The organism is Alloprevotella rava (genome assembly GCF_014195585.1).
Classification (GTDB): Bacteria; Bacteroidota; Bacteroidia; order Bacteroidales; family Bacteroidaceae; genus Alloprevotella; species Alloprevotella rava.
In genome coordinates this window covers 120,607-141,626 of the sequence record NZ_JACICA010000007.1, presented here as the reverse complement: position 1 = coordinate 141,626, position 21,020 = coordinate 120,607, and the positions used below count along the sequence as shown (strand labels likewise).

The window sequence follows — 21,020 nt, the reverse complement described above, 5'->3', positions numbered from 1 at the left end:
CGCAACAACAGGACTTTCTCTGTTTCGCTGTACTTTAATCTTGACATATATCTTTTTTTGAGTTTATGAACTGTCAACTTATTTAGTACAGGACAGCTTATTACCTTTATTTTTCATCTTGCCTAGAATAATAAAAAAACAGAAACATCGGCAAAGAGAGCACCAATGTTTCTGTTCTAAAATTCTAGATAGTTGTAAAAGATGTATACGCCAGAGGCCTATCTTAACGAGTCAGCACCTTAAATGACATAGTAATTCCATCCTTGCGGACAGCCGTAACAATCATAGCCGGATGTCCGCTATAAACAAAAGGGACGGTAACACGAGACTCTCCCGTCAGATTTTGCGTATAAATAAGACGACCACTCAAATCATGAACTTCAAAGCTTCTTACGTCCTGGGCAGAAGAAAGAGTTAAACCTTCTGTGTCTACATGAAGCTGAAGATCACCTTGTACTTGAGGATTTTGCACTGCTGTCAGCTTATCTTTTTCGCTTAATTGTGTTGTAATCTCATAAATTTGAGGAGCAACACCTGTCCAGCGGAAACGAACACCAGTAGCTTCAGGAATAGTGGTCAAATCAATAGCGCTAACATAAGATGAAGAGAGTTTTCCCAAAGACTGCCAAGACAGGAAGTCTGCAGTTACTTCAATATCTACATTTGCGCTCGTTGCTTTCTGATAGATTGTTAAAGACTTTGGAGTACGCAAAGCATCAAGACGAATAACGATCTCTTGAGTTGCAGTAGCCTTAGTAGAACCTTCACCGTCAGTAAGTTGTAAATTCTCAGAGCCGTCAACTGTCACACGAGGTAAGAATTGTTCGAGATAAGACTGACGATTAACTACGATATCATATAGACGCAACCATTTTGAGGTATTAGGATTCGTGACATTCAAACGAACGAAACGCACCTTTTGATGACCGCCTTCAAAATCACAAAAGGAAACATCATTGTTCAACCTCTTCACCTGCGGTAAATTGATATGAAAAGTGGTCTGACTCGTACCCTTTACCTTCAAAGAGGTCCAAGTGGTACCATTTTCTGAGATTTGTACCAAAGCACCATTGGGGTAGTCACCATTTGTTGTTCCCATATAGAGGCGAATATCATCAATGGGGGTTGTCTCCGTAAGTTCCATTTGATAAATATCGCCAGTCTGCTGATTACGCTTAATACAAGTAAAAGTAGCAGGATTACCATCCACAAAAAGATTTGCGGTATGGTTATCATAAATATCTGCTGTAGGAATGGTGCTTCCCTTCACCTTTGTCAGAGTTGGAAACTGAAAATTCAGACGTGCCTTTTGCAAGCGCACAGAACGAGTAGCAGCATTGCTGTTCTGAACTATCAGATAACGCACGAAATCTTCAGGAGCAGCAGAAGACTTTAGGCGCGTCCACGTCTTACCATCTGCGCTGTATTGTACCCAAAAGTTATTGAGCAATGTATCTGCTGCTACCAAAGATGCCAAGCGTGTAGCATTGGGGAATTCAACACCAATATATTGTCCCTTTTCCAAAACAATGGGTTGAGGCGTGTTGATATAACCGCTCTGTGTTGCTTCTGACCAAACGACACGAACAAAAGCTCCTTCCTTATTTGAAATGGGAGAAGGCTTTGACAATTGCTCTGCTTTGTTGAAGAAACCATCAAGGGCATGAGTCTTGAGATATTCAATGAAGGGCTTCAGATATTGCTCAGAAAGCTTAGCAATTGAAGTTGAAACGCTAATACCACTACCCATTCCTTCCAAAGCATAAACTTTATAAGAATTTGCAGAATTAAGAGTATCTGCTGCTGAAAGCGTTTCTACATAACGTTGCCATTTGGCTTCATCCGTATTTTCTAAAGCCGCAACATCGAGGAACCGTGCCGTGGTTATAGCCATATCACGAAGCTTCAAAATCCAAGGACGGATGTCACGATAGAAAAGTCGATCAGATTCAGAAGTTGAAGAAGCCAAAGTTTCCAACACTTTACATGAATCCACAATATTCTGCATTTCTACACGAAGCTCTGTTGGATTATGTCCAGCCTTATACGCTGTAATCTTATTGTTCAATGTAGCGGCATCGTTCCATCTCAGATAAGGTGCAATACTACGGAAAGCTGCAGCCTTGCTTCCTAACACAGAATTAACAGCAGCTTGCCAACTGTTCTGATTGTTAAAAGAAGCTGTGTGCCAAGCATAGTCAGCTACACTAAAGACTGTGATTTTAGCAATTTCACCTTGCTGCATCGGATTGCTAACAATAGAAATACCACCATTTAGACTTGCAGGCAGTATGGAATTATTACCAACAGCAGGCATATCCACGAAGTTGGAATACATATCGCTAGCAAAAATCTGGCTATCTGCATTGTCGTTGCAAGGATAGTTCCACCACCAGCCAACATTGCGCCCTAGCGGAGTTGCAGTAACACTCAAATCTCTACTATTAGGCACGCTCCAAACACCCCAGCCTGTTGTGTAGATAGTAATCTTTGAAGGAGTGCTGCCCAAAGCATTGAAGAATTTTGTAAACTGCTCTTCGCTACTTGCAAAATTACGGCAATAGATTTGAGGAACAAAATGAAGCGGTTTAACAGTATCTGCAGCTGCTGCACCTGCAACATTATATTTTGAATCCATTGCTTTCTGCAATTGTGTCAAACGATCAGCATTTAGTTTGTAGCCAGCATCGTCTGATGGAATACTAACATCGTCAACAAAAACGCCAAACTGTCGGACGCCTAAATCATACATCTTGGCAAATTTGCCCATAATGTCATTGATTACAGTATTGCTACCCAAGAATTTGTTACCGGGATGTATTGCCCAAATAAAATTGATTTTTGTTGCATGAGACTCAGCAGTCACCTCACGTACCATCGCCTGTGACAACCAGCCATTTGTCTCCTGCTGTGCTGTAACAGACATCGGATACGCGTCCATCCATTTCTCTGAATGATAAGGATCGCTTTTAGCACCATAAAGATAAGTGTTCATCTTATAGCGCATCATAAAGCGCATCAAGTCCTTTTTCACACTTACTGAATAGGGATAGCCATAATATCCTTCTACGATACCGCGATTTTTGATATCTGCATAATCATAAATAGTAATACAAGGCATAGATGTATGGCCAACATCCAACATCTGTTCCAACGAAGCCAAACCATAGAAGGTAGCATCTGTATTCTCGCCTAAAATAACGAGACGTGCTACTCCGCCTTCATTTGTAAGGTTTACAATATGGCGATCATAACGGCCATTTGTGAAAAGACTACGATCTAGTCCTAACGTAGATACGCGGGAATCAGCAGCTTGACCTGAATGATTTACACCTAGCCAAATTGCTGCAACACCTGTTCTTGACTGATTTACAAAATTTGCTGTTAAGCCATGCTCCAGGAGCACTTCTTTCACTCGGTTACGTGTAGCCTCATCTATTCCGCTTTCAGCAATAACATCCACGGTTGATGTAAAAGACGTTGTTCCAATTCCACTAACTTCTTTCTGCGGAATTGGATAAATTGTATATCTGCCATCTGCATAAACAAAGCAGCTACAGGCAAGCATAGCAACAACGAATAATGATTTAAGTTTCATATTTGATAGTTTAGGTTTATTTGCTTAAAATAAAACATGAATCAACGCGACACAAAGGTCGTGTGATTCACGCTATTAAATACTTATCTACGAAGGACTTGAAGAGTTTCTTCAAGAGCTTTTATCTTTGCTTCTGAATCCGATTTTTTCTTCTCCTCAAGCGCTACGACTGCAGCAGGTGCATGAGCAACAAAACGCTCATTAGATAGTTTCTTTTCAACAGAAGCTAAAAAGCCACGAAGATGCTCCAAGTCAGCCTCAGCTTTTGCAATCTCTGCATCCTTGTCCACAAGGTCGCCGAGAAGCACATCATATTCAGAAGTTCCAACCATAAAGCTAGAAGCCCCCTCACCCTTTTCTTCAACAACAGCAATAACTGAAAGATTAGCCATCTTCATGATAATTCCATCTAGTTCGGGAATAGGATTAGCCTTGAGAACCTCAAGCGGTAATACTTCTTTCTTCGCTATATTCCGCGAATTGCGAACAGCACGAACACCCTGAACCACGCCTTTCACTATAAAAATCTTACGAAGGATTTCTGCATCTTCCGCCTGCGGAGCTGGTATAGTTTGGGGATCTATCATCAAACTTTCCCCCTCCTTACGTGTTGCAAGATGCTGCCAAAGCTCCTCTGTGATGAAAGGCATAAAGGGATGTAACAAATGAAGCAAATCATTGAAATAGCCCTTAACTTGGTGCAAAGTAGTAGCATCTATCGGAGCACCATAAGCAGGCTTAACCATTTCCAAAAGCCAACCAGAGAACTCATCTGTCAGCAGACGATAAACCTCCATTAAAGCTTCACTTAAGCGATATTTTGAAAAAAGATCTTTAATCGTTTCTGCACTGCTACGAAGTTGTGCACCAAACCATTCCAAAGCCTGGGTATTTATCTTCGGTTGTTCTGCATCGGCAACTTGCCATCCTTCAATCAAACGATAGCAGTTCCAAATCTTATTACAGAAATTACGACCTTGCTCACACAGAGCGTCATCATAAAGAATGTCGTTACCAGCAGGTGCAGCCAGCATAAGTCCCATACGAACTCCATCAGCTCCAAACTTATCTATCAAGTCAAGAGGATCAGGACTATTCCCCAGAGACTTAGACATCTTGCGTCCTAACTTATCACGAACTATACCCGTAAAGTAAACGTGTTTGAACGGCATCTTACCTGTGAATTCATAACCGGCCATAATCATGCGGGCAACCCAAAAGAAGATAATATCTGGACCTGTAACTAAGTCGCTTGTAGGATAGTAATAGTTGAATTCCTCATTATCTGGTTGAGCCCCCCCCTGGAACAAAGAAATCGGCCAAAGCCAACTTGAGAACCAAGTATCGAGAGCATCTTCATCTTGATGCAAATCTGCTTCCGAAAGGTTTGGGTTATTGCTTTGCTGACGAGCCAAGTCCAAAGCTTCTTCAATAGTTTCAGCAACCACAAAGGTATTATTTGGCAAATAATAAGCAGGAATACGATGTCCCCACCAGAGTTGGCGACTGATACACCAGTCCTTTATATTCTCCAACCAATGACGATAGGTGTTCTTATATTTTGTGGGATAGAATTTAATTTCATCACTCATCACTGGCGGTAAAGCCAAGTCAGCAAAGTGTTGCATCTTCAAAAACCACTGCGTAGAAAGTTTTGGTTCTATAGGAACATTGGTACGCTCAGAGAAGCCGACATTGTTAGTATAGTCTTCCACTTTCTCCATCAAGTTAGCTGCTTCAAGATCCTTTTCTATTTTTTTACGAACCTCAAAGCGATCTTCTCCTACATAAATACCTGCAGCCTCAGAGATACTACCATTATCAGTAAAAATATCTATTGTATCTAAGTGGTGCTTCAAACCGAGCGCATGATCATTAATATCATGGGCAGGAGTCACTTTCAAGCATCCTGTTCCGAATTCCACATCTACATATTCGTCCTCAACAACAGGAATCACACGATTCACTAAAGGCACACGAACTTTCTTTCCACTCAACCAGCGATTCTTCGGATCCTTAGGATTAATACACATTGCAGTATCACCCATAATTGTTTCAGGACGCGTTGTTGCTACAACTGCATACCTATGCCCTTCTTCATCTGTATGAACCACACAGCCTTCAGGAACTGGCGTAGACATATCATCTTCTGCTACATAGTAGCGGAGGTAATAAAGTTTCGATTTCTCTTCTTTGTAGACAACTTCCTCATCAGAAAGAGCTGTTAAAGCTTTAGGATCCCAATTTACCATGCGAACACCACGATAAATAAGCCCCTTACGATAAAGCTCTACAAAAACATGGATAACACTCTTTGAACGTTCTTCATCCATTGTAAATGCAGTGCGATCCCAATCACAGCTTGCACCAACACGACGCAACTGCTGAAGAATAATACCTCCATGTTCCTCGGTCCATGCCCAAGCATGTTTTAAGAATTCTTCGCGAGTCAAGTCTGCCTTTTTAATGCCTTGCTCAGCCAGTCTATTAACCACCTTTGCTTCTGTAGCAATAGACGCATGATCTGTACCTGGAACCCAACAAGCATTCTTGCCTTCCATTCGAGCACGACGCACAAGAATATCCTGAATTGTTTCATTCAGCATATGTCCCATATGCAGCACGCCTGTCACATTGGGAGGAGGAATAACAACAGTATATGGTTCTCGCCCATCAGGCTTTGAACTAAATAATTTATGGTCTGTCCAATATTGATACCACTTACCCTCCACGTCTGTTGGAGTATACTTAGGCGCTAATTCCATTCTTTAATATTTTGTAGTTTTAGTTTATTCGGCAAAGATAGCTTTTGCCATGCAAAAAACAAAAGATTCACAGGCTTTTAATACCTATGTTTAGCCATTTACTTGCTTAAACTTTGCAAATTTCAATAGAAGATTTTTTTCTCCAACATTTTCAAATTTAACTTTTGCGCGAGCATTACTACCTTCTCCAGATATTTCGATAATCTCACCTCTACCAAAGCGCTCATGCTCTATATAAGAACCAACCTTAACATTAAACATTGATAATTCTGTATAGTTTTGAGATGAAGCATTTCCGATGCAAGAATATCTTGACGCACGATTTATTGCAGGAGAAGGAATACTTGTCACATGAGGTTTGCTACTCACTCGAGGAGCACTGAAAATATCTTCATCATCATAAGATAAATACTGAGAATCAATATCGCACAAAAAAGGTGATGGATTACACGTTTCCGCCGAACCATATCGATAACGAGATTTAGCATAAGACAGAAAACAACGGGTTTTCGCACGCGTCACTGCCACATAGAAAAGCCTTCGTTCCTCTTCCATTTCTTTGGGATAGAAGCGTGCATTCGGATTTGGGAAAAGATTATCTTCCATTCCCGTAACAAAGACGGTATCAAACTCTAACCCCTTGGCGGCATGAACAGTCATAAGTGTAACAGCAGGAACTCCATCAGCTACAGCATCTTGAGAAGAACTTAAAGAGGCTTGCATCAAATAGTCGCTAAGACTTACTTGCTCATTACCAAAAGACTCCAATTGCTCCTGCGAAAACTCTTTTATAGAATTCAGCAAACCATCCACATTTTCCACTCTGCTCAAAGCCTCTGGAGTTTTCTCGGAATGCAATTCTTCTGCAATTCCAGAACGCTTTATAACATCTGAGGCCAAATCGTAAGCCCCCATTGTAGATAAGGATTCCTGCAATTCTTCGATGAGAGAAATAAAGGATAGAATTTTGTTCTGTGCTGAGGCTGAAATCTTTACCTCATAATTTTGAGGAGTTTTGAGAACCTGCCACAAGCCTATTTGGAACTGAGCTGCTGCATAGCGCAATTTAGTCAAGGTTGTTGCACCAATTCCACGCGTAGGGTAATTGATAATACGCACCAAGGCTTCCTCGTCCAGCGGATTACAAATCACACGAAAATAAGCCAAAATATCTTTTATTTCCTTATGCTGATAGAAAGAGATTCCTCCGTACACTTTGTACGGAATATTCATCTGATTCAAAGCATTTTCAAAAGATCTACTTTGAGCATTTGTTCTATACAAAATTGCTATGTCTGAATAATCTATACTATAGAGAGAACGCAGGCGAAGAATCTCTTTCAACACCTTCATACTCTCATCTTGGTCACTATACGAAGACATCACACGAATAAGCTCTCCTTCTGATAGCTTACTAAAGACATTCTTCTGAATACGGTCTTTGTTGTGCGAAATGATAGAATTCGCAGCATTCACAATGGTCTGCGTTGAGCGATAGTTTTGCTCTAGCTTAATGAGACGAGCCTGAGGATAATGCTTTTGAAAACTTAATATATTTCCAATATCAGCCCCTCGAAAAGCATAAATACTCTGGGCATCATCACCTACTACACATAGGCGGGAATTTCCAGAAGGAGCTAGCAGCAGCAAAATACGCGACTGAAGATAATTAGTGTCTTGAAACTCATCAACAAGAATATATCTGAAAAGACGCTGATACTTCGCACAAATATCTTCGTGATCACGTAACAAAAGGTATGTAAAAAGCAGCAGGTCATCGAAATCCAAAGCATTCGTATTGCGACAACGCTGAAAATACGCAGAGTAAATCCGGTGAAGTTCTGGCATATTATCACGAGCGTCACGCTTCAGGAGATCTTGATTTTTTTCGTAATCTGAAGGCAAGATTATCCTATTCTTTGCAAAGGAAATTCTACTATTTACAGTAGCAACATTATATGCTTTATCATCTAGGCCAAATTCCTTAATAATAGATTTAATCAGTTTGCGAGAGTCTTCCTGATCGTAAATAGTGAAGGTAGAAGTAAAGCCCAAGGCTGCATGCTCAATTCGCAAAATACGAGAAAATACACTATGAAATGTGCCACACCACATCAAACGCTCGGAATTGTTAGGTAACAATTCTCTCACGCGATTCGTCAATTCCTTTGCCGCTTTATTAGTAAAAGTCAGAGCTAAGATCTCATAGGGGGCATACCCATGCTCCAACAAATAAGCCACCTTATATGTCAGCACACGAGTTTTTCCTGAACCTGCTCCTGCTATAACTAAAGATGGACCATCACAATATGTTACAGCCTCTAACTGATTGCTATTTAATGATTTTGAGAAAGTTTCTTCCATAAAGAATCAATGTCTTTTGATTCGAGTTTTGTCGTATTTTAGCTTACGCATATAAAAATTCTTCTGCATCACGACATCTTCCAACTCCCTACGCAAAGAATCCACATCGGCTACATTCTCACAATCGATATCTATCAGCATAAGTTCTTTGCTAGAGCGAGCCAGATGAACACTATCTAGCAGAAGTATAGCTTCTTCCCTCGCTGTCAAGGCCAGCGGATATTTTTTGCGGAGTTCCTTAATCGTTCTTTCTGCTTCATCATACTTTTTTGCCGTAAGCTGTGCCCGAGACCTATTCAATAATTCTTGACCTTGTGCCTCGTCTGATTGTCTAACGCTAGACCACTTACTGCTCGGCTTACAAGAGAACAATAAGAAGGAACTTAAAAATAAGATAAAGGAGAAGTACCGCATTTTGAATCTTTTAATTGCAAAAATAACAATAAAATTAGTAATTTCGCAGCTTAAAAATAAAATAAATGAGGAATCTCCAACAAGTAGATATAGTAGATATTTTACATAAAGATCATATATTCGAGAAACTTTCACAAACTGCCGACAAGCTACAAATCGAAACTTATCTTGTCGGAGGATATGTGCGCGACCTCTTCCTCAACCGCCCTACTAATGATATTGACGTGGTTGTTATCGGGTCAGGAATTGAGTTTGCAAAAAGTTTTACTGACACATTAGAAAAAGGAGCCCATCTTTCTATATTTCGCAACTTTGGAACAGCACAAGTCAAGTGGCATCACTACGAAATAGAATTTGTAGGGGCACGCAAAGAAAGCTATTCACATGACAGCAGAAAGCCTATCGTGGAAGACGGCACACTTGAAGACGATCAGAATAGGCGTGATTTCACGATCAACGCTCTTGCCGTATCTCTGACACCCTTAAATTTTGGAAAACTTATTGATCCTTTTGGCGGAATACAAGACTTGCAAGATGGCATCATTCGCACGCCGTTAGATCCGAATATCACTTTTAGCGATGATCCTTTACGCATGCTACGCTGCATACGCTTTTCTGCACAGCTTAACTTTCGCATTTATGATGAAACCTTTGAAGCACTCACGCAAAACAAAGAGCGAATCAAAATTATCAGCGCAGAAAGAATCATCGATGAATTAAACAAGATAATGCTATCTCCACGCCCTTCCATTGGATTTGTTGAACTTCACAGATGTGGACTACTCGAAATCATTCTTCCTGAAGTTGCAAAACTCGACATTGTTGAAACACGAAACGGTAAAAGTCACAAAAACAACTTTTACCATTCGCTCGAAGTTCTCGATAATGCCGCAAAAAAAACAAACAATCTATGGCTACGCTGGGCTGCCCTACTCCACGATATTGGCAAACCCAAAAGCAAGCAATGGGATCCTTTAACCGGATGGACATTCCACAACCACAATTTCTTGGGAGAAAAAATGCTGCGTCCATTGTTCCGCAGACTAAAACTACCGCTTGATGAAAGATTGAAGTATGTTAGCAAACTCGTAGGGCTTCATATGCGCCCAATTGTTATGTCTGACGACATAGTAACAGACAGCGCTGTTCGACGCCTTCTTTTTGAAGCAGGCAAAGATATTGATGATTTGATGCTTTTATGTGAAGCTGACATCACTAGCAAAAACGAGCAACGCAAACGTAACTTTCTGCAAAACTTCCAATTGGTACGCCAAAAACTCATCGACATAGAAGAAAAGGATCGCATTAGAAATTTCCAACCACCTGTTACAGGCAACGAAATTATGAAGCTTTTCAATCTTGGTCCATGCCAAGAAATTGGAAGTTTGAAAAGCTCACTCAAAGATGCCATCCTTGATGGAGTAATCCCTAACGAACACGACGCCGCACTGGAATACATACTAAAGAAAGCTGCCGAAATGGGACTACAAAGAACTAAATAACAGCACAGAAAGAACACAATTTCTCAGGATTTTTCATAAAAACGAGGCAGAAGCTCAAGGTCGAGCTTCTGCCTCGTTTTTATGAAATACAGAATTCTAACACTGGGCAATATTTCCCCAACACACAGCTTAAGGATATTTATCCTTATTGCGTCAGCTGGCACAATAAGCCTGTCGGCTGATATCCTTATTGTATCCGAAAATACAATAAGGGTATCTATCCGCAGAAAAAGAAAGAGGTTATTACTGAGCATTCTCTGCTATACCGATGCGTCTGCTCTAATCATTACAACCTTTTATAGTCGGCATAAAAAAAAGCCTATAAAAATCATAGAGCTTTTGGAGACTCTTTACGAATGTCAAAGAGATATGTTATTTTAGCTTGAATTGTTCCATTATTTGAACGGGAAAATACGTCTTTCTTGGAATTCCCAAACAAATCACTCAAGCCGTAATAGTAACGCCCTTCTAGCACAAAATGACCAGCTTTCGTGTTTAGTTCCATACCTGCGCCGGCTGCTATTCCGTAATCAAATTTCTTACTAACACTCATCGAATATTGTGCAAACATACCATTGGGTCTGTCTGGGTTACCCTCACTATCTAATGTCCAAGTAGAGCTTTGCTTACTCTTTTCGCTGAACAAATACCCAATTTGAGGACCCACAACGAAGAAGCCCATCAAGCCATTCGATTCTTTTCCCCATCCCAATCTTGCCAAGAAAGGTATTTCAAAATAGTTAAGATGCCGCTGATATGTATCGGGTAAGGGTTCAATCTTAGAGTTCAAGATGTTTTCATTCCAACCTAATTGTGCATAATTCAGCTCAAATTGTAAGGCACAATAAGTTTTGAAATAACGCTCACTCATGATTCGCATTGTTAGTCCAAAAGTTGGTCCTACGTGCCAGTTCTGCTTAATAGAAGGAGTAAAGGCTACTTTGTTCATAAGTATACCTGCATTCATACCAACAGATATTGCACGCCTAGATTCTCCGATTTGGGCAAATGTGCCTAAAGCAGAAAAGGCAAGAAAAAGAGATAGCAGAAGACGCTTCATCGTGAACTATTTTGCAGTAATTTTATCAATTGTTTTATTTGATTTGTAGTGAATGAGAAACATACTTTGGTTGATATAACCTCCATCCTCTTCGGTGCGCCCGAAGCGAAGGTTACTTTGTAGCAAGCCTTTCTCTGCTCCTTGCGTATTATACTTCTCACCATATTTGAGTATGCCTTGTAACACTTGAAGACCTGTATCATACCCCAACAACCCCATTCTCGGAATAACATCTAAAGGTTGCGCCTTGAACCACGCCTGATAGTCGACATTGAATTGCCGTACACCAGCAAAAGCAGGCTCATAATAGGAAGGAGTGAAGATATAAGTATCGTTAAGGAATAATTCCCCTTCATATCTTGCTGTTTGATTGAGCCAAGAAGAATAGCCTACAAGAGATAGTTCTGCCTTAGGCATTGCCTGACGAACTTCGTTGAGTTTTAAGAACACGCGTTGCAGCGTAGAAGCATCAGAAGCATCGGGAACTACTATAGTGTGCTTCTTATTATTGAGTGCTGTTTTCAACTGAGCAATCGTAGCGTCTTCATTTACATCGATCACAGTGGCACCTTGCATCAGCAAGCGTTGGCGAAGATATTGAGTAAATTCCTGCTGATCTGCCTTGTTTGTATGCAAGAAAAGAACAGACTTTCCCTTAAAGGTCTTCAAGAAAAGGTCTGTAGCTAGTATCTTTTCATATTTTGCCGGAGTGTTGAGAAGATACACATAACGATTAACATTCACTTGCATTGCCTTAGACGAGAAAGGAACAATCATTCTTATTCCATTACTCCGACAAAAACTGGAGACTTCATCGAAATGAGAAGGATAGACCGGACCAATCAAGAACTGCACTTTGCTATTCTTGATTTTAGTCAGAATATCTGTAAGATTAGTAGAGGAGGGAAGCTCATTGTAGGTATATACATTGATGTTGCTACCATTTTCTCTAACTTTATCAGCAGCCATAAGAAAGCCACGATAGAACTCTACACTTCTCTCACCTTCTACTCCAGTAGCTGTAAGCGGGAGAAGAATAGCAGCACTCACATTATTCTGAGCTTGGCTTGTGGTTTGTGACTTTTGCTGTTGAACAGTCTGGGGAATACGCAATACCAAACCTTTTTTAAGTTTGAAGTTAGCTTCTTTCATCTGCGGATTACTTTCCATAAAACTATCAACCGAGATTCCATACATTCTGGCAATTCCCCAAATGGTTTCTTCCTTCTGTACCTTATGAGTGGCATAATGAGAAGACTCTTTCTGCAACACGGAAGAGGGGGCTGTTCCATTAGTAGGAATCTTAATCAGTAGGCCTTCTTGAAGTGTCTCAGTCGTAAGTCCAGGATTCTGAGCTACAATTTGCTCCACTGTAACACCATAGTTTTTTGATAGTCTATACAAGGTTTCTCCTTTAACAACCGTATGCTCTACAACTCTTGTTTGTGCCACAACAACACTTGTACACAAAACAAAGAATACAGATGCTAGTAAAAAACTTCTTAACTTCATAATTTTTTCTTGTTATGTCTGCAAAAATACATATTTTTGATGGAGTATTTGGAGCGTATCATAAGAATTATGTATATTCGCTTGTGCAATTTGCATAGATTTATGAAGATATATTTTTTAGGAGCAACAATAACATGGCTTTTCTGCACGCAAGGCATTTCTGCGCAACGGCAGGATGCAAACCAGCTCTTTTTAGAAGCAAAATATACAGAAGCAGCAACACTGATACAACAACAAATCAAGAAAGCTAGAAAACAGAACCAACCAACGACAACGCTTGATGCGGCCTTGCAGCGCGCACGCATGGGGGAAAATATGGCTCTTCATGCCGACACTGTGGTCTATTCCGATACTATTATGATAGATAGAGCACAACTATTCTCTGCCCTAAAACTACCAAAGGACGCAGGAACGCTGCTTCCTGCATCTCAACTTCTTCCAGAATATGCTACCCACCTAGGAAATAGTGCCTATATAAATGGCTGGGGCGATGTAGCTTATTTTTCAATGGCAGATAGCTCTGGCCTACACAATCTTTATCGCAGCTTGAAGATAAACAACAAATGGACGTCTCCTCAGCTCCTACCAGGATTGCAAACGGCGGATAAAGACCGCGATTTCCCTTTCATGTCGACAGATGGTACAACATTGTACTTTGCTGAACAAGGAACAACATCATTAGGTGGCTTCGACTTATTCATCACTCGTTACGATTTTGATACTCATACGTTCTTAAAACCTGAACAACTTAGGATTCCTTACAATTCGCCATATAACGATTTACTTTATATAAAAGATAAAGATGGAAGAATACAACTCGTGACTGATCGTAACCAACCTGCTGATAAATTGCAAATTCTCATATTGACAAAAAATAAATAAACCTAAAACTACATTTATATATGAAAAAAAAGATCTTTGAAGAATCAGAACTGATTATTAATTCTGACGGAAGTATTTTTCACCTCCACCTCCTTCCTGAACAGTTAGCAGACAATGTTATCCTTGTAGGCGATCCTGGTCGTGTGCCTTTAGTTGCTGCTAATTTCGAATCTATTGAATGTGACATACAAAATCGTGAATTCCGCACCATTACAGGTATGTTCCAAGGGAAACGTATTAGCTGCGTTAGTACAGGTATTGGCTGTGATAACATTGATATTGTTCTGAACGAATTGGACGCTTGTGCCAACATAGACTTCAACACTCGTCAGTTATGCCCTACTCCTCGCCAGCTGACAATTGTTCGCATTGGAACGTGTGGTGGTCTACAACCATATACACCAGAAGGAACATACATCGCTTCAGCAAAAAGCCTTGGCTTTGACGGCCTCCTCAATTTCTATGCAGGACGCAATGAAGTGTGTGATTTAGAGTTTGAAGAAGCTTTCCTTCAACACATGAAATGGACTGGCTCAACTTGTATTGCTCACCCCTATGCTATTGATGCAGATGCAGATTTGATCGAACGTATTGCAAAAGATGACATGGTCCGTGGTGTAACAATTGCCTGTGGTGGCTTTTTTGGCCCTCAAGGACGTGAACTACGTTTGCCTTTAGCTGATCCCAATCAAAACCAGAAAATTATGGATTTTGAGTACAACGAATGGCGCATTACTAATTTCGAGATGGAATCTTCAGCCTTAGCAGGATTAGCAAAGCTCATGGGACATCGTGCCATGACGTGCTGTATGGTTATTGCAAACCGTGTGAGCCATAGAGCTACACCAAACTACAAGAACAATATCGAAGATCTAATTCGCCTTGTACTTGAACGTATTTGACAAAATAAAAAGTTAAATAATAAGAGAGCTTGTAGACATATCACAACATGTAACTTATTGGTCTATAAGCTCTCCTTATTTTATTACTTAAAGTATGTTATATAACATAGATTTTAAATTTGCTGATTCGGTACAAATTCTTTATCTTTGCTCACAGTTATCCTGAAACAATCTTTTTACCTTAAGAAATTCTAATTACCTATCGAAGCACAAAGGGCGGCAGTTCGTGAGATCTACCGCCTTTTTTTCACTATGAAACAAGAAGTCCTAGAATTAAATGAAAGTTTAGAAAGAAAGGAGTATTTATATCAAGAATGCCCCTTTCTTTCGTCGCAAAATAATCCTTGCTATCTTGTCGATAAATAATAATTTTCTCCTTCATAAGTAGACTTCTTTTATAGATAAAGAAAGATCAGAGATTATTGCTATAACCCCCAATTCGGGATAAGCAGTACTTCTTTTTCCTCAAAAAAAGTTTCAATAAAAGCCTAAAAAGAGGATTGTTTTTTGTATATTTACTGTTGATAATCAATCATATAACAAAATAACAATCCTCATGAAACTTGTCAGTAAAGTTACAGAAATCTATTGTATTGCAGATGATTTCTGCAAAGAATATCATTCGGAATTAAACAATACCTCTCTTTCTCTCTCAAACGCCCCTGCCAATAGTCCAAAACATCGCAAGAGAAAAGGGCGGATGAGTGATGCCGAAATGATCACAATTCTTATTTTGTTCCACAGCAATACTTTTCGGAATTTCAAACATTTCTATCTCTTCTATGTTTGCCGAGAACTAAAAAAAGAGTTTCCCAATCTACTCTCCTATACACGCTTCGTTGAGCGTATGCCTCGTGTTGCAATACCCCTTTTGCTCTTTCTCAAACTGGGATTAATGGGAGAATGCACCGGGATAACCTTTTTCGATTCTACACGTATTCCAGTGTGCGAAAACAAGAGACAATCCCGTAATCGCGTATTCAAAGGGTACGCCCAAAAGGGAAAAAGTACTATGGGATGGTACTATGGCTTCAAACTTCATCTTTTGTGTAATGAACGAGGCGAGCTACTCAATTTTGCTCTAACCCGAGCCAATGTAGACGACCGTAACCCAAAAGTATTCAACGATTTAACGAAGGATTTATTTGGAAAATTATATGCCGATAAAGGGTATATTTCTCAATCACTTTTTGCTTCACTCTTTGACAGAGGTGTACATATCGTAATAGGGATACGGACTAATATGAAGAACAGATTAATGGATGTGAATAGAGAATATCTCGCAGAATTATCTAAAAGAAAATCAACTAGTTGTGTTTAATTATCAGGCAAATGGGTAACGATTTGGAAATGAGCGAAGTGCTTTTGGTCGCCTGTTTTTGGATAAACAAAGAACGCTCGTTTTATCTCCTGCAAAGATACTCTTTTCGGGGGGAAAGCGAGCATTTTGTCGTGATTTTCTTTTTTTGTTTTTTTGCATTTTACATCCTCCGCCCCCGCTTCTTTTTCCTCTTGGCTTCGTTGCGAATCCTATGCTGAAAAGCGGTTTCGGCATAATCTTCTCCGTGGACTCGAAAATCCGGTAAACCTTCGGCAAAGGAGGCGATCCCCTCTGTCATACTGACGATGGTTTCTGCAAGAGTGTGTTCTTCAGCTATCGATTGAGTAGGCTGCTTCGGATTATAGACCGGAACAGCAGATTTTTCTGCATGCGGTGAAAGGAAAGAAAGCCCGAACTGTTTCAGCAGCGAGTGATACCCGAATTCCCGCCCGACCTCCGAAGCTTTGAAAATCTGCCCTTCGAAGTGAAATTTCAGACCGTAGGTTCGCCCGTTTTTGTTTTTCATCTGCTCTATCGATACACCTTGCCGGTTCAACTCATACCGGAAAGAAGCATAGCCGTTCATCCCGTTCCGCATGTGTTTTTCCAGTAATCCGTAGGCTATTGAGCACAGTCTCTCTTTGACGGCTTCTCTTGTCCGGCTTGTTCCGCGCCTGCGGTAACGTTTCTCTGCCGTCAGTTCTTTTGCTACGGTAAGACCGTACCTGCGACTCAGCTCTTCAGCTACCCGCACTGCTCTATTGCTTACAAATGTCGTATCGTAGACCGCTCCGTTCATATCCATCCGGTTGGCAATGATATGGATATGCAGATTATCCGTATCCTTATGTGTAACGGCAACAGCCTGATGTTCTTTCAACCCCATCGCTTGTATGAATTCCCAAACCAGATTCCGGAGTTTCATCCGACTCATCACCGGCTCATCTTTGGGAGCTATCCCGATTTCGATACGCAGGAATTTATTCCGACAACGGCTGTTGAACCCGTTTATCAGGCTCATTTCTTCATGTATTCCTCCGGCCGTGTCCCCGCAAAGATTATGGAACAGGAGTTTATCCTTCAGCTTTGTCTCCCGGAAGATATACTCCAATGCAGTCTTTCCGTGCGCAATGGCTCTACACTTGGCAATCATCCCGCTCTATATTCAGGAGGTTATACACTTCATCCGGAATCCGGTGCCGCGGATGATAGAAACGCTTAAATGCCTCCAGCGAGATAAGTGCAAGATTTTTGGTTACGGGCAGCCATGCAGGGTCTTTCTTTTTAATCAGGCTGGAGATGTGTGTAAAAAAATGAGCAACCCGTTGCAATACCCGGACAGCCTCCTGTTCGTTTCCGCTCCATGTCGGAACGGCGATGACCTCTCCCGTAAGCAAGGCTTCCCTGCAAAACTCGGAGAGCTTCTTACCCGTCTGCTGCGCCTTCGCTTGTATCTTTGCTTTCTCCTCTAGGGAACAACGTACCCGAAGAATCTGTGTTCTGTTCCTGCTCCTGTCTCTGTCTGAATGATCGGTTTTTCTTTTCATATGATTAGATTATACTACGTTTATACGTCGGTTTATATATGGTATTCCTCTACCGATGAGAACGAAGTGATTACGGTACCCTTCCCGAACAAACCGGTGAGGGGCAAGAGCAGTTTGTGGACACAAACTGACGTCTTGCACGTTTACCGATGATACATGATTCACAAAGTCTCGTTCTCCTGTTTATCCTTCATGGCTCGGAATGTCCGGTTGTCTGTTCATCCTGCTATTCCCTGTGTCCCCGGAATACCATGTTTCACTTTATGAACGGCGTTCCGGGCAAGCTGTCTTCCCTCTGCATTCAGAGTTTCCGCCAGCGTTCGATGTCGTCTGCATATTCCTCCAAATGGTTCAAGGCAATACGCTCCAGAAAACTTGAAACATTTGCTCCACGCTCACCCAGACGGCGAACGGTAAATTCCAACTGTTCCCATGTGATACGGCTCAGGTAAACCGCTTTCCGGTCAATGATTTTATGGGGCGTTAGAAAGGCTTCCCGATAGCTCTCCAAGCTCTCTTGTGGTTGCTTGTGGATAATACGGTTCCGAATGCTTGGAATTACTTGTAACTCCTCTTGTTCAGAATACTCTGCTCTCATTGTTTCATTCCCCTCATTCAAAGGCTCAGAAGGCAATGCTTGCTCGGATATTGGAGAATACAGAGTAGTATCGACTTGCTTTGATTGCTCAGCCTGTTTTGTCTCTTGCTTGGCGGAGACTGCTTTACTGACATTTTTTTGGAGTTCTTGTGTTTTTTCGGGTCCTTCGGGATGGTTCAAATAGAGAGACAAATCGAATTCTTCTTTCATAAGCTTATCTGATTTTACGTTTTACGTTCATGTTTTTTACTCTTGCGGTTAATTCTTTCTGCTCGTGGCAGAGAGCGACAAGATACTCGTTCAGGTCTTTGTGACGGGGATAGAGACGGCTCATATCTTTTGCCTCCATACCGGATGCCCAAAGTTTTCGGAGAGCCTGCCGCCCTGCCTCATCGTTGTCGAAGAAAGCCCGAACAGAGTCGATAGCATTCTCATGAATATAGGCAACGGCTCGAGGGAGATTGCTGACGGAGCTCAGCACAAGGCTGGGAGCGGTTTCTTGCCCTTTTATCGTAAGATGGGAAAGGAAATCCACAAAGCCCTTGAAGAGACAGAGTGTTTCAGAAGTATTCCCTTGAATGAGGCTTATATCCTTTGGAGCGATTGTTCCCTTGAATGTCTAGTCGTCCCGAAGCTCATACCCTCCTCCACGGTTGAGAAAACCTATGGCAGAATACTCTCGTCCATTTACGGTATAGCGAATATGACGGAGATAAGGGCTTGCAATGGCAAGGTCTATCTTGCGTACTTCTCGGAGATAGCTTTGCAGATGCAGGGGCAACTCTTTGCTGATGGAGAGGATACGCCTTGTACTCGTCATTTTGGGAGCTGTTACACGATGAAAGGAAGAGGGTGTGAGAGTTGTCTCTTCTCCTTCGGCAAGATGTGCCATGGCTTCGTAGGCACTGCAACCTCGCATCCGCATCACAAGGTCGATAATGCTTCCGCCTTTGCTTATTCCGTAATCGTGCCACAGGTTTTGCCGAAAGTCCACTTTCAGGCTGGCGTTGGGGGCTTCTCGGTAGGGTGCGTGATAAAGGGCGTAGCCGTTATAACTCTTTGCAGGCTCAATGCCGCAGGCGTGCAGATAGTCGACTATCGATATCGCCTTGATGGTGGGTAAGTCATAATATCTTGATTTCATAAGTCAATTCGATGATTATTGAATGAATAAATTGGAATTTCAAACGGTGAAAGAGAAAAGTAACTTCCTTGCGGAGGACGGACTTCCTCACACTTGTCGGCTGACAAAAAGCGAAAAGTATTTCTTTTTTTCTTTCACTGTATATCTCCTTTCACAGTGAAAGAAGAAAGTATCTATGGCATTTCTTGTTCTCTTGGCTAAGTTGTTTTCTTTCATTGTTCGTACCTCCTTTGTTTGCTTGATTTTGAACTTTCATCCGAAAACGGATGGCTGAGGCAAGTTAGAGAGGTACACAAGTAAAGCCAAGTTTTATGGCGTTGTTGCGTCAAGGCACCGCATATTTCTTCGGGAAAGAGGAAGAATACCACACATTTTCACCTCAAAAATCAGGGAACGACAAATGGAAGAACGGGAAACACTACCCTAATGGCTGTATCGGATTGCATGCAGATGCATGCCTTTGCCTTTTCGATGAAAACAGAGGGAGACTCCTAAAAAGATAGAGAGGAGGATTTCCCCTAACTGAGCCACTTCAAACCCTTTCGAAGCCGGAAGTATCCACTTAGGAGGAATAGGATAAATAGCATGTGTAGGTTCGTTATTTTCGCGTCGAAAACGTATCTCGTCTTTCCGACGGAAGGAATTCGGGGGAACGAAGAGAAACGACAGGGAACTCCTTCCGGAAACAGCCCGACTTTACTTATACATTTGCCTGCGAGTTCCTGCTGTTTCCTTTGATTTAATCGCGTCAGGAAACAAGGATTTCGACCGCGTACATTTGCATCAAAAAGAGAAAAACAACAATTAAAACGATATTGATATGAGATTTACCGCTATCGACACCTCCGCTTGGGAGGAACTGAAAAAGAGCATCGAAGAATTGGTTCTTTGTATGAGAGAACACTTCGAAACAAAGCCCGAAGTTCCCGACCTGTTGCACAATGGGGACGTGTGCCGAATACTGAACATCAGCAAACGGACACTCCAGCATTATCGGGATACTTCCGTGCTGCCCTTTATCCAAATCGGGCACAAATGTTATTACAAACGTGAGGATGTGGAAGCACTCTTCGAAAAGTCGAACCGAAAAATACAGTGACTATGGAACACGAAATCGTAAACAAAGAAACGCCCGAAATGAAACAACTCATCTCAGGCATCCAAGAAGTAAGCAAACGTATTCGGGAGATTGCCCAAACGCATCGTCCTCTATTCGGAGGAGAGATCTATCTCACAGGGCGAGAGGTCTGCGAACGCCTTTTCATCAGCCCTCGTACCTTGCAGGATTATCGGGACAAGGGCATTATCCCCTACACCCAAATTGCAGGAAAGATCCTCTACAAACTTTCCAACTTGGAGAAGCTTTTGAAAGAAAACTATAAGCCCTAAAATACATTATAAAAACTATGTG

General features: G+C 41.4%; 14 protein-coding genes and 2 pseudogenes. 6 read left to right on the top strand and 10 right to left on the bottom strand.

Annotated elements, in window-relative coordinates; all coding sequences use genetic code 11:
- Window positions 1–223 precede the first annotated feature (223 nt).
- From FHS60_RS07335 to FHS60_RS07320, 4 genes are all read right to left on the bottom strand, one after another.
- Window positions 224–3,598: a glycoside hydrolase family 84 protein gene (locus FHS60_RS07335; protein WP_183697086.1), complete on the bottom strand. Its 3,375-nt coding sequence runs from the start codon at window positions 3,596–3,598 to the stop codon at window positions 224–226.
- 83 nt (window positions 3,599–3,681) lie between these two features.
- A complete protein-coding gene (locus FHS60_RS07330; RefSeq protein ID WP_183697083.1) occupies window positions 3,682–6,363 on the bottom strand; it encodes a valine--tRNA ligase in 2,682 nt (893 codons plus the stop codon).
- 90 nt (window positions 6,364–6,453) lie between these two features.
- A complete protein-coding gene (locus FHS60_RS07325) occupies window positions 6,454–8,727 on the bottom strand; it encodes an ATP-dependent helicase (protein ID WP_183697072.1) in 2,274 nt (757 codons plus the stop codon).
- Window positions 8,728–8,733: 6 nt separating this feature from the next.
- Window positions 8,734–9,027, bottom strand: a complete 294-nt coding sequence (locus tag FHS60_RS07320; protein ID WP_183697070.1) for a hypothetical protein — start codon at window positions 9,025–9,027, stop codon at window positions 8,734–8,736.
- A 179-nt stretch (window positions 9,028–9,206) separates the two neighbouring features.
- Between FHS60_RS07320 and FHS60_RS07315 the strand changes: the two genes are divergently transcribed.
- Window positions 9,207–10,643: a CCA tRNA nucleotidyltransferase gene (locus FHS60_RS07315; RefSeq protein ID WP_183697066.1), complete on the top strand. Its 1,437-nt coding sequence runs from the start codon at window positions 9,207–9,209 to the stop codon at window positions 10,641–10,643.
- 328 nt (window positions 10,644–10,971) lie between these two features.
- On the opposite strand, the gene FHS60_RS07310 is transcribed toward FHS60_RS07315, so the two are convergent.
- Window positions 10,972–11,703 (bottom strand): porin family protein, encoded by a 732-nt coding sequence (locus tag FHS60_RS07310; protein ID WP_183697063.1) that lies wholly within the window; start codon window positions 11,701–11,703, stop codon window positions 10,972–10,974.
- A gap of 6 nt (window positions 11,704–11,709) precedes the next feature.
- Entirely contained in the window at window positions 11,710–13,215 is a 1,506-nt protein-coding gene (locus tag FHS60_RS07305; RefSeq protein WP_183697060.1) for a PBP1 and LysM peptidoglycan-binding domain-containing protein, read from the bottom strand.
- 102 nt (window positions 13,216–13,317) lie between these two features.
- Here FHS60_RS07305 and FHS60_RS07300 point away from each other — a divergent pair, with 102 nt between their 5' ends.
- The 3 genes and pseudogenes from FHS60_RS07300 to FHS60_RS07290 all read left to right on the top strand — a co-directional run.
- Window positions 13,318–14,097 carry a hypothetical protein gene (locus FHS60_RS07300; protein WP_183697057.1) on the top strand — a complete coding sequence of 260 codons (780 nt, stop codon included), beginning with the start codon at window positions 13,318–13,320 and terminating at the stop codon, window positions 14,095–14,097.
- A 20-nt stretch (window positions 14,098–14,117) separates the two neighbouring features.
- Entirely contained in the window at window positions 14,118–14,999 is an 882-nt protein-coding gene (locus tag FHS60_RS07295; RefSeq protein ID WP_009346697.1) for a nucleoside phosphorylase, read from the top strand.
- Window positions 15,000–15,555: 556 nt separating this feature from the next.
- A pseudogene (locus FHS60_RS07290) lies at window positions 15,556–16,281 on the top strand (IS982 family transposase); the annotation flags it as partial.
- Window positions 16,282–16,480: 199 nt separating this feature from the next.
- Here FHS60_RS07290 and FHS60_RS07285 read toward each other — a convergent pair.
- The 4 genes and pseudogenes from FHS60_RS07285 to FHS60_RS07270 all read right to left on the bottom strand — a co-directional run bounded on the left by FHS60_RS07285 (window position 16,481) and on the right by FHS60_RS07270 (window position 19,609).
- Complete coding sequence (locus tag FHS60_RS07285; protein ID WP_060831425.1) at window positions 16,481–17,473, bottom strand: relaxase/mobilization nuclease domain-containing protein; 993 nt, start codon at window positions 17,471–17,473, stop codon at window positions 16,481–16,483.
- Window positions 17,457–17,867, bottom strand: a complete 411-nt coding sequence (locus FHS60_RS07280; protein WP_060831426.1) for a plasmid mobilization protein — start codon at window positions 17,865–17,867, stop codon at window positions 17,457–17,459. The genes FHS60_RS07285 and FHS60_RS07280 overlap by 17 nt, the downstream gene beginning before the upstream one ends.
- 301 nt (window positions 17,868–18,168) lie before the next feature.
- On the bottom strand, window positions 18,169–18,675 hold the full coding sequence (locus FHS60_RS07275; protein ID WP_183697054.1) for a DUF3408 domain-containing protein: 507 nt from the start codon (window positions 18,673–18,675) through the stop codon (window positions 18,169–18,171).
- A gap of 4 nt (window positions 18,676–18,679) precedes the next feature.
- A pseudogene (locus FHS60_RS07270) lies at window positions 18,680–19,609 on the bottom strand (toprim domain-containing protein).
- 820 nt (window positions 19,610–20,429) lie between these two features.
- Here FHS60_RS07270 and FHS60_RS07265 point away from each other — a divergent pair.
- Complete coding sequence (locus FHS60_RS07265) at window positions 20,430–20,708, top strand: helix-turn-helix domain-containing protein (protein ID WP_183697051.1); 279 nt, start codon at window positions 20,430–20,432, stop codon at window positions 20,706–20,708.
- 2 nt (window positions 20,709–20,710) lie between these two features.
- Window positions 20,711–20,998, top strand: coding sequence for a helix-turn-helix domain-containing protein (locus tag FHS60_RS07260; protein WP_183697048.1), 288 nt, complete (start codon window positions 20,711–20,713; stop codon window positions 20,996–20,998).
- Window positions 20,999–21,020 lie beyond the last annotated feature (22 nt).